Source organism: Phenylobacterium sp., from assembly GCF_044372605.1.
Taxonomy (GTDB): Bacteria; Pseudomonadota; Alphaproteobacteria; order Caulobacterales; family Caulobacteraceae; genus Phenylobacterium.
The window spans coordinates 1-9,224 of the sequence record NZ_JBILRO010000131.1; the positions used below are offsets into that span (position 1 = coordinate 1).

General features: G+C 66.0%; 9 protein-coding genes and 1 pseudogene. 4 read left to right on the forward strand and 6 right to left on the reverse strand.

The genetic code is table 11. The features are described 5' to 3' along the window. The 6 genes and pseudogenes from ACIQ42_RS11430 to lgt all read right to left on the reverse strand — a co-directional run. Positions 1 to 169 (reverse strand): annotated as a pseudogene (locus ACIQ42_RS11430) (50S ribosomal protein L25); the annotation flags it as partial. A gap of 130 nt (positions 170 to 299) precedes the next feature. Continuing rightward, positions 300 to 1,349, reverse strand: coding sequence for a hypothetical protein (locus ACIQ42_RS11435; RefSeq protein ID WP_397422311.1), 1,050 nt, complete (start codon positions 1,347 to 1,349; stop codon positions 300 to 302). A gap of 106 nt (positions 1,350 to 1,455) precedes the next feature. Then, the gene (locus ACIQ42_RS11440) at positions 1,456 to 2,391 is read right to left on the reverse strand and encodes a ribose-phosphate pyrophosphokinase (protein WP_397422312.1); all 936 of its coding nucleotides are present in this window, start codon (positions 2,389 to 2,391) and stop codon (positions 1,456 to 1,458) included. A gap of 75 nt (positions 2,392 to 2,466) precedes the next feature. Next, positions 2,467 to 3,231, reverse strand: coding sequence for a peptidoglycan editing factor PgeF (pgeF, locus tag ACIQ42_RS11445; protein WP_397422313.1), 765 nt, complete (start codon positions 3,229 to 3,231; stop codon positions 2,467 to 2,469). 3 nt (positions 3,232 to 3,234) lie between these two features. Further along, positions 3,235 to 4,284 carry a class I SAM-dependent methyltransferase gene (locus tag ACIQ42_RS11450; protein ID WP_397422314.1) on the reverse strand — a complete coding sequence of 350 codons (1,050 nt, stop codon included), beginning with the start codon at positions 4,282 to 4,284 and terminating at the stop codon, positions 3,235 to 3,237. A 10-nt stretch (positions 4,285 to 4,294) separates the two neighbouring features. After that, the gene (lgt, locus tag ACIQ42_RS11455) at positions 4,295 to 5,179 is read right to left on the reverse strand and encodes a prolipoprotein diacylglyceryl transferase (protein WP_397422315.1); all 885 of its coding nucleotides are present in this window, start codon (positions 5,177 to 5,179) and stop codon (positions 4,295 to 4,297) included. Between the two features lie 113 nt (positions 5,180 to 5,292). On the opposite strand from lgt, the gene ACIQ42_RS11460 reads away from it, so the two are divergent. From ACIQ42_RS11460 to ACIQ42_RS11475, 4 genes are all read left to right on the forward strand, one after another. Then, a complete protein-coding gene (locus ACIQ42_RS11460; RefSeq protein WP_397401745.1) occupies positions 5,293 to 5,541 on the forward strand; it encodes an accessory factor UbiK family protein in 249 nt (82 codons plus the stop codon). 139 nt (positions 5,542 to 5,680) lie between these two features. Further along, on the forward strand, positions 5,681 to 6,184 hold the full coding sequence (locus tag ACIQ42_RS11465; protein ID WP_397422316.1) for a YbjN domain-containing protein: 504 nt from the start codon (positions 5,681 to 5,683) through the stop codon (positions 6,182 to 6,184). A 147-nt stretch (positions 6,185 to 6,331) separates the two neighbouring features. Then, entirely contained in the window at positions 6,332 to 8,827 is a 2,496-nt protein-coding gene (locus tag ACIQ42_RS11470; protein WP_397422317.1) for a M1 family metallopeptidase, read from the forward strand. Positions 8,828 to 9,038: 211 nt separating this feature from the next. Next, positions 9,039 to 9,224: hypothetical protein (locus ACIQ42_RS11475; protein ID WP_397422318.1), on the forward strand; the 186-nt coding region annotated here is incomplete at its 3' end.

A 9,224-nucleotide genomic window follows, 5' to 3' on the forward strand; every position in this document is an offset into this window, starting at 1 on the left:
TCCCGGTGTAGAGCGCCTTGCGGAACTCGTTGGACTTCACCGCGATGGCCACGGGATCCTTGGCGCCGCCGTAAAGAACGCCGGGGACCTTGCCCGCGCGGCGGGTGTCACGTGCGCCGCCGGTGCCGGTACGATCACGCACTTCAACGTTCAGAATGATGTCGGCCATGGCCATGCCTCAAAACAAATCCGCCGCGCGTCTCGCGCGCGGCGACGGAAATCTGGAACCCGGTTGGGTCGAAAGGTGGGCGTAGATACACAATTGACCCGCCGGACGCAACGGCGCCGACGCGCTCTTCTCAGGTGGCTTTGCGCGCCGGTCTTTTCCGGACCGGCGGCTTCTTGCCCATGCCCTTGTTTATGGAGCTGGCGTCGGGAACGAAACGGGCCTCGTAGGGCTCGGTCAGGCCGCTCGCGCGGATCATGCAGCGCCCGGTGTCCATCAGGGCGTGCTGGCCCAGACAGAACGCATCCTCATAGTGCGGCCGCGCCACCGCCAGGCATTGATAGAGGTTGAGCTTGGCCGAGCCCATGCAGCCGCCGATGTTGGGTTCGCTCATCAGCCCGTTGATGGTGGCCATGTCGCTGTCGCGCGCCTCGCCAAGAACCGCCAGAGCCGCAATCGCCAGGCCGCGCGTGACGGTGGGGGTATAGGGCGGGCTGGCCGGGGGAGCCGACACCGACGCGTCAGGCAGGGCCATGGAATTCTGCTGCAAACGGGCGGTTTCGGCCAAGTCGCCCGCCATGGCGGTGACCGACACGGACTTTGCCGCCGCCAGCCGCGCCTCGCGCCCGCTGATATCCGCCTTTGACCAGGGCTGTTTCTGGATGTCGTAGGCCGACTGCTTCACAGCCTTGCCCGTCTCGTAGAGCCGCTGGGAATCGCTGCCCAGATTGGCGATCACCAGGCCCGCCGCGCTGGGTGCATCGGGCATCCCCGCCACATAGGCCGGGTTCTTAAGGAGTTCGTTGATCACTTCGCGGCGCTGGGCGGGGTCGCGGGCATAGACCCGCACGTTATCCACAAAGGCCTTGTCCTGCAGCGCCACGACGGCGGCATAGGCGATGGCGCCGCGCACCATCTGCGTCGGCTCATAGGCGGCGCCCATCTGGACAGCGCGGGCGATGCCGTCACCGTCGGCGAAATCTGGCGTGATCGATGCGCTACGGGTCATGTAATAGCGATAGGCGCTGGCGGCCTGCACGACCTGCGGAGACAGGCTGACGGTGGGGACCTGCGGCGGCGGCGGGGGAGGCGGCGGCGCCTTCGGCGGCGCTGCGCAACTCGCCATCAGGACTGCCAGCAGCAGGGCGGGAACGCTGCGGCGAATGAAGGGTCTGGTCGGCATCGAACGGCTTCCCCTCTTGCGAGTGGTCAAAACTGGCGCGCGCCCCCGAGCACGCCAGCCTTAGCCGCGTCCCCGCGATTTGGGCAAGCGTCGCCCTAGCAATGGATCAATCAAAAAGCTTCGAGACGCTCTCTTCGTTGGCGATACGGCGAATCGCCTCGCCGATCAGCCGGTCGCAGCTGACATAGCGGATCTTGCCGCCCTCGGTGGCCCGATCCGGCGGCGAGATGCTGTCGGTCATCACCAGCTCTTTCAGGATCGAGCTGTTCACCCGCTCCACCGCCGCGCCGGACAGCACGCCGTGGGTGACATAGGCCGACACCTCCAGCGCGCCATTGTCGATGAGGGCCTGGGCGGCATTCGTCAGCGTACCGCCGCCGTCGATCATGTCGTCAAACAGGATGCAGCGCCGCCCGGAAACGTCACCGATGATGTTGGCCACCTCGCTCTTGCCCGGCGCCGAGCGACGCTTGTCGACAATGGAAAGCTCGGCGTTCAGCCGCGTGGCCACGGCCAGCGCTCGCACCACGCCGCCCACGTCCGGCGACACGATCATCAGTTCCGAGGTCTTGGCGTGGTTTTCCCTGATGTCGGCGGCCAGCAGCGGCGCGGACAGCAGGTTGTCTGTGGGGATATCGAAGAAGCCCTGAATCTGGCCGGAGTGCAGATCCATGGTCAGGACGCGGTCGGCACCGGAGCGGGTAATCAGATTCGCCACCAGCTTGGCCGAGATCGGCGTGCGGCCGCCGGTCTTCCGATCCTGCCGGGCATAGCCGAAATAGGGCATCACCGCCGTGATCCGCCGGGCCGAGGCGCGCTTCAGCGCATCGATGCAGATCAGCAGCTCCATCAGATTGTCGTTGGCGGGATAGCTGGTCGACTGGATCACGAAGACGTCTTCGCCGCGGACATTCTCGTCGATCGTGACGAAGATCTCGTTGTCGGCGAACCGCTTTACCTGCGCGCGGGTCAGCGGGAGGTCGAGGTGCGACGCGACGGCCTGGGCCAGCGTACGATTCGAGTTGCCGGCCAGCAGCTTCATCGGACCCCCCCCAAGACTCGGTGCAGCGATGCGCGCGCTTGTATCAGGGGGTTGGCCTGAGTCCATAGCCGAGGGTCAGATCAGCACGATCCCGGACAACAATCGCCCGTAGTCCGGCTCTCCCATTTTGAACGCCCGGCGGTTGGAGAAGAACAGGTCGGGTTCGGCGCAGGTGTCCCGCCCCAGCGCCTCGCAGGCCCCGACACCCGCCGCCTCAAGCCGCGACAGCACGAAGGCGGGAAGATCGAACTGGCGCTTGTCCGCGGCGGCGCCCGCCGAAAAAAACGCCCCATAGGCCGCATCGACCTCGACGAACCGCTGCCGATACTCCAGCCCCACTTCATAGGACATGGCGCCGATACACGGCCCCACGGCAGCCACGATCCGATCCCGCCGCGCGCCCAGCGTCTCCATCTGTACAATCGCAGCTTCCGCCACGCCGGTGAGCGCGCCCTGCCAGCCGGCGTGGGCGGCGGCCACCACCCGCGCCCGGGGATCGATCATCAGGATCGGCGCACAGTCGGCGGCCAGCGCCCCGCAGATCACCCCGGGAGTGGCGCTGACCACGGCGTCGGCCTCGGGTGTCGCGCCCGGCCAGGGCCCCTCGGCCACGACCGCGCGGGCCGAATGGACCTGAAACGCCGTCACCAGGTCTCCGCCAAGGTGCGCGGCGGCGCGGCGTCGGTTCTCGGTCACCGCCTCGGGCGCGTCGCGGGAACCCTCGCCCACGTTCAGCCCCTCATAGATCCCTGTCGAGACCCCGCCCTGTCGCGTGAAGAAGGCATGTCTCACCCCGGCGACGTCCAGCAGCCGCGACGTCAGCACAGGCAGGTCAGTCATGGCTCAGGCCTCCTCAAACGCAGGTGGAATCCATCCGGGCGAGGACAGGCAGCAGGCCTTGAACAGATCACCCATCTGGTCGGCGCCCACCAGCCGGTTCAGCTGGCGGCCGATGGCGCCGGACTTGTCTGGACGTGAGCTCATCAGCGCCTCGGCCCGCTCGCCGATACCCAGACGGGCCAGGAAGGCGGCCTGAGTCAGAATGGCCGTGCGTGCCCCCGCCGCCTCCGCTGACGCCATCACGGCCGGAAAATCCGCATGCACCGTCAGGTCGGCCTCGCCGGGGCAGGACAGGGCATCGACCTTCATATGGCGGCGCAATGCCTGCAGGGTGTCGCCGTAACCCGGCGTCGCGCGACCATAGTCGATCAGCAGCGCCGCCCCGCCATCGCGCACCAGCCGCTCGGCCAGCGCCGCAGCCAGCGCCTCCTGCGGCCCGGAGCGCTCCAGCACCGACCCGTCGCGCGCATCCGGCAAGGCGATCGCGGCGGGCACGAGACCCCGCTGCAACTCCCCCGCCGCGTTCAGGCCCACCACCTGTTCGGCCCAGCCGGTCACGCTGCGCACGAACTGGCGCGCAGGCAGGCAGTCCAGCAGTTCGTTGGCGATCAGCAGCATCGGCAGCCCGCCAGGAACCCCGTCCAGTGAAGACGTCCATCGGGGTTCCGCGCCCAGCCGTTCGCGCTGCCGTGCGGCCAGCGGCGCGGAGGTCTCCACCAGCCACACCTGCGCCGCCGTCAGAAACGCCGGGACCAGCCGGCCGGCCTTGAGCACGTCGCTCATCAGCGTCCCGTCGCCCGGGCCCATCTCGGCCAGAACGAAGCGCGGGGGCGCGCCCATCGCCTGCCAGGCCGAGATCGCCCAGACGCCGATCAGCTCGCCGAACATCTGGCTGATCAGGGGCGCGGTGATGAAGTCCCCGTCGGCGCCCAGCGCCGGGCGGGTGGCGTAGTAGCCGAACTCGGGGTCGTGAAGGCAGGCGGTCATGTACTGGGCCATGGTCAGCGGCCCGGTCTGGGAGATCTGGGCGGCCAGCCGCTCACGCAGGCTCATGGCCGCAGCGTCACGCCTTTGCCGTCGCAGGCAGCAGCGGCGGCAGCGGCTCGCGCATCCCGCGCCAGATCAGATAGAGCCCGCCCACCACCATCGGGATCGACAGGTACATCCCCATGGTCAGGCCCAGGGGCAGGCTCTCCAGCCCCGCATCCGGTTGGCGGACGGTCTCGATGGCGATGCGGAAGTCGCTGTAGAACACCAGGAACAGGCCCGCGATCACGCCGCGCCGGTTGCCCAGCTTGGCCACATGGGTCGCCCACATCAGGATCAGGAACAGCACCAGTCCCTCGAAAAAGGCCTCGTAGAGCTGGCTCGGGTGGCGCGGGACCAGACCGGCGGGACAGCTGCCATAGGTGCGCTCCACCACCTTGTTGCAGAACACCACGCCCCAGGGCAGGTCAGTGGGCCGCCCCCAGAGTTCGGCGTTGATGAAATTGGCGCACCGCCCCAGGAAATGACCGATCGGATAGGCCGCCACGATCACGTCGGCGATCCGCAGCAGGTCCAGCTTGTTGCGCATGGCGAAGAGGATCATGGCGATGGACACGCCGATCACCCCGCCGTGGAAGCTCATCCCGCCTTCCCAGGTCTTGAAGATCCCGATGGGGTCCAGCCAGATCATGGTCGGCGTGTAGAAGATCACATGGCCCAGCCGGCCGCCGGCGATAATGCCGATGGTGACCCACAGGATCAGGTCGTCCATCTGCGCCGGGGTGAAGGGCGCGGGCCGGCGCGTCCAAAGGCTGGCGTTGCGCAAAAGGCTAGACGCATAGCGCCAGCCAATCAGGATGCCGGCGATATAGGCCAGGGAATACCAGCGGATCGCCAGCGGCCCGAGTTGCAGCGGGAATGACCCGATATGGACGATGGGCTCGATTTCAGGGAAGGGCACGTTCGGGCGGACTCCAGCGTTCGAAACACGATGTATCCGAGAAGGTCTTCGCTTTCATCCCCCGAGAGGCCATATAGAGGTTCGGAAGGGCCCCAAGGCTCCGGATTGATGACATGCAGACCCAAAATCCTATCCTCGACGAGATCTCCAAACTGACGACGGCCGCCATGGGCATGGCCCAGGCCGCCAGCGAGGAGGCCAAGGCCGCCTTCCGCAGTCAAACCGACCGGCTGGTCGCCGAGATGGACCTCGTCCGGCGCGAGGACCACGACGCCCTGAAGGCCGAGCTCGCAGCCCTGCGCGTCGAGGTCGAGGCCCTGAAAGCCGCCGCAAAGCCCAAAAAAGGCGGCAAGGCCGCGTGAGCACACTGCACGCTACGCGAACGCTGCTCGCCTCTCACAAGAACCCGCTGACACCCCGCCCCGGAAACGGTTTAGGGTCAATCCAGCGGGCGATTCGGGAGCGGCGATCCGCGCCCCGTCCGTTGCGAAAGGCGTCGTGATGGACACCTCCCAGATTGATGAGAGCGTCATTCTGACGAACGACCCGCTGGATGTGGTCGAACACGTCCTGACGGCCGAGAACCTGCCCTTCGACCGCACCGACGACGGTGATCTCGCCTTCACCCTGGCCGGTGACTGGAAAGACTATGAGCTCTGGTTCGCCTGGCGACCCGAGGGCGATACCCTGCAACTGTGCCTGTCGATGGATCTGTCGGTGCCCGTCACCCAGCGCTCGACCGCCCAGGAGCTGATCGCCACCATCAACCCGCGCGTCTGGCTCGGCCACTTCGAGCTCTGGGAAGACGGCGAGATCATCTTCCGCAACGGCATGGCGCTGATGACCAACGAACAGCCCAGCCTGGCCCAGGCCGCCGCCATGATCGACGTGGCCGTAGAAGCCGCCGACCGCTTCTTCCCGGCCTTCGAATTCCTCCTGCGCGGCGCCAAGACCCCCCAGGAAGCCATCGCCGCCTGCATGTTCGAGACCGTCGGCGAGGCGTAGGCTCAGGCTGTGGCCTGCCCCCGACGGCGGACCAGCATCAGGCCGGTCGCAATCAGCCAGACGCTAAGCCCCAGGAAGCCCGCGATGGTGGCGATGGAGAACCTGTTGAGAGCGCACATCTAGGCCGCGGATCAGGAAAGCGTGCAAATGAGAATAGCGTTCCTTCTGGCCGCGCTGGCATGCCTTGCGGCGACGCCCGTGACAGCTGTGCCGGTGACGCCCGGCGTTTCGCTGGAACTCGCCATGGAACGGAAGGCCCGGCTTTCAGACATTCGGTACACGTTGACCTTCGTCATCCCGGCTAACAAGGACGAAAACATCACGGCGCGCGAGACCGTGCGGTTCGCGCTTACATCGGCGAAAAGCGACCTGCAGCTCGACTTTCGTGAGCGCGCGGAGAAAATTCAGGCCGTAACCGTGAACGGGACCAGGGCGCAGCCCGATCATCGCGCCGAGCATCTGGTCTTGCCTGCCGCCCTGCTTCGCGAGGGCGAGAATGTCGTCGAGATCGAGTTCGTCGCCGGGGATTCGTCGCTCAATCGCAATCCCGACTATCTGTACACACTGTTCGTGCCGGATCGGGCGCGCACCGCGTTTCCGGTGTTCGACCAGCCGGACCTGAAGGCGCGCTACGATCTGACGCTCGATATCCCGGCGACCTGGCAGGCGCTGGCCAATGCCAGGCTGAAATCGAGCGAGACAGCGAGCGGGCGAACCACCCTGCGGTTCGCCACCAGCGACCTCATCCCGTCCTACCTGTTCAGTTTCGTGGCGGGCAGGTTTGAGGTCGTGGAGCGGACGGTGCGGGGTCGGCCAATGCGCTTGCTGCACCGGGAAACCGACCCTGAGAAGATCGCGCGCAGTCTCGACACGATCTTCGAGCAACACGCCGCGGCGCTCGAATGGATGGCGGCGTATTCAGGGATCCCGTACCCGTTCCAGAAGTTCGACTTCGTGGCGATTCCCGCGTTCCAGTATGGCGGCATGGAGCATGTCGGCGCGATCCAGTACGATGCGGAGGACCTGTTTCTCGACAAGGATCCTTCCGAACCCCAGCAACTCGCCCGCGCGAATCTGATCGCACACGAGACCGCACACATGTGGTTTGGCGATCTCGTGACCATGAAATGGTTCGACGACGTGTGGACCAAGGAGGTGTTCGCAAACTTCATGGCCGCCAAGATGGTCAATCCCGGCTTTCCCGGGATCGACCACGACTTGAACTTCCTCCTGAGGAGCTTCCCGGCCGCCTACGCCGTCGATCGCACGGCGGGCGCAAACCCGATCCGCCAGAACCTGGGCAATCTCAACGAGGCCGGCACGCTCTACGGCGGCATCATTTACAACAAGGCCCCGATCATGATGCAGCAGCTTGAAATGATCGTCGGCGAAGAGGGCTTTCGCGCCGGCATGCGCGAGTATCTTGCGACCTTCGCGAATGGCAATGCGACCTGGCCCGAACTGGTCGCGATCCTCGACAAGCGCACGCCGGCGGACCTCGCCAGATGGAGCGAGGTCTGGGTAAGCACCGCCGGCCGCCCCGACTTCGTTCTGACCCGGGACAACAGGCTCGAGCAGCGCGACCCGGAAAACCGGGGGCGCATCTGGGCCCAGCGGTTCAATGTGCTGGGTACGCAAGCCCGCGAGATCGAGTTCGAAGGTCAGCCGGTCGCCATGGGCGCGAACAGGCTGTTGTTCAATTCGGATGGCAGGGGATACGGGCTATTCCCGGTCGATCCGCCACTGATCGCTGCGCGATGGGAAGGACTGACACACCTGCAAAAGGGCGCGCAGCTCGTCAATCTCTACGAACAGATGCTGGAAGGCGACCGGAAGGTTCCCCCACGGCGCCATTTCAGCTTCCTGGTCGAAAGGCTGGCCAGCGAGGATAACGAACTGCTGCTTGGCACGATGCTCCGGCAGGCCAGCACGACTTTCTGGAAGTATCTGCCCGAGGGCGAACGATCCACCGACGTAAAGCCCCTTGAGGACGTGCTCTGGACCCGCCTGAACGACGTGACGCGCCCTGCGAGCACACGCAAGCTCTACCTCTCCACGCTACGGGACGTGTCGCTGTCGCCGGCCATGCTCGATCGGATCGAGGCGATATGGGCGGACAAGCTCGAATTCCCCGGGATCAGCCTCTCGGAACGGGAGAAGACCGATATTGCCGCCGCACTCGCGATCAAGCGCCCGGGCGGCGCCGAAGCCGTGCTCAAGGCGCAGATGGAGCGCCTTTCCAATCCTGATGACCGGCGCCGACTGACGTATCTCCTGCCTTCGCTTTCGGCCGATCCAGCGGTGCGGGAAAGGTTCTTCGCGGCCCTGGCCGAGGAAGCCAACCGCGCCAGCGAGAGCTGGGTGCTGACGGCGCTTTCGTACCTGCATCACCCCCTGCGCACGGCGCATTCTCAACGGTTCGTGAGGCCCAGCCTCGACATGCTTGAAGAGATCCAGGCGACCGGAGACATTTTCTTCCCGGAGGGATGGGCTGCCGGCAACCTGTCCAACCACAGCAGCCCCCGGGTGGCGGCGGACATTCGGGATTTTCTCGCGAGGCGCCCGACCTACAATCACCAGCTACGGCTCAAGATCTTGCAGGCAGCGGATCCCGTGTTCCGCGCCGAGCGACTGAAGAACTAGCCACCGTAACTCCAACTGCACCGTAATTCCCACCCACCCCTGGGTGAAGTTCGGGAGGTCCGCTGTCGGTCCTGGCGTTCAGGGTCTGGTTTTCGGCCTGCTGCTAAAGTCGTGGTCCGACCCTGAGCGGTCGTTCGCTGACTACCGGCAATTCAGACCGGTCACCTTTCCTACGGCGCGCGGCGATGTTACCCGGGGCGCGAGAGGAAGCATGAAGCGAGCACTTGGGATTCTGGCGGGGCTGGCTTTGGCGTGCCCCGCGACCGCCGCCGACGAGCTCAGCGGGGTGTGGACCAATGCCTGGTACACTCAGCTCGTCCGGCCCCGCGAACTCAAGGACCTGATTGTAACCCCGGCAGATGCCGAGGCGTATGAGGCGCCACGCCGGGCATTGTCC

Bases quoted from the DNA above. Each gene is read 5' to 3' on its own strand.
- ACIQ42_RS11470 (WP_397422317.1), top strand. From the start codon at position 6,332: ATGAGAATAGCGTTCCTTCTGGCCGCGCTGGCATGCCTTGCGGCGACG.
- pgeF (WP_397422313.1), bottom strand. From the start codon at position 3,231: ATGACTGACCTGCCTGTGCTGACGTCGCGGCTGCTGGACGTCGCCGGG.
- ACIQ42_RS11435 (WP_397422311.1), bottom strand. From the start codon at position 1,349: ATGCCGACCAGACCCTTCATTCGCCGCAGCGTTCCCGCCCTGCTGCTG.
- ACIQ42_RS11460 (WP_397401745.1), top strand. From the start codon at position 5,293: ATGCAGACCCAAAATCCTATCCTCGACGAGATCTCCAAACTGACGACG.
- ACIQ42_RS11465 (WP_397422316.1), top strand. From the start codon at position 5,681: ATGGACACCTCCCAGATTGATGAGAGCGTCATTCTGACGAACGACCCG.
- ACIQ42_RS11440 (WP_397422312.1), bottom strand. From the start codon at position 2,391: ATGAAGCTGCTGGCCGGCAACTCGAATCGTACGCTGGCCCAGGCCGTC.
- ACIQ42_RS11450 (WP_397422314.1), bottom strand. From the start codon at position 4,284: ATGAGCCTGCGTGAGCGGCTGGCCGCCCAGATCTCCCAGACCGGGCCG.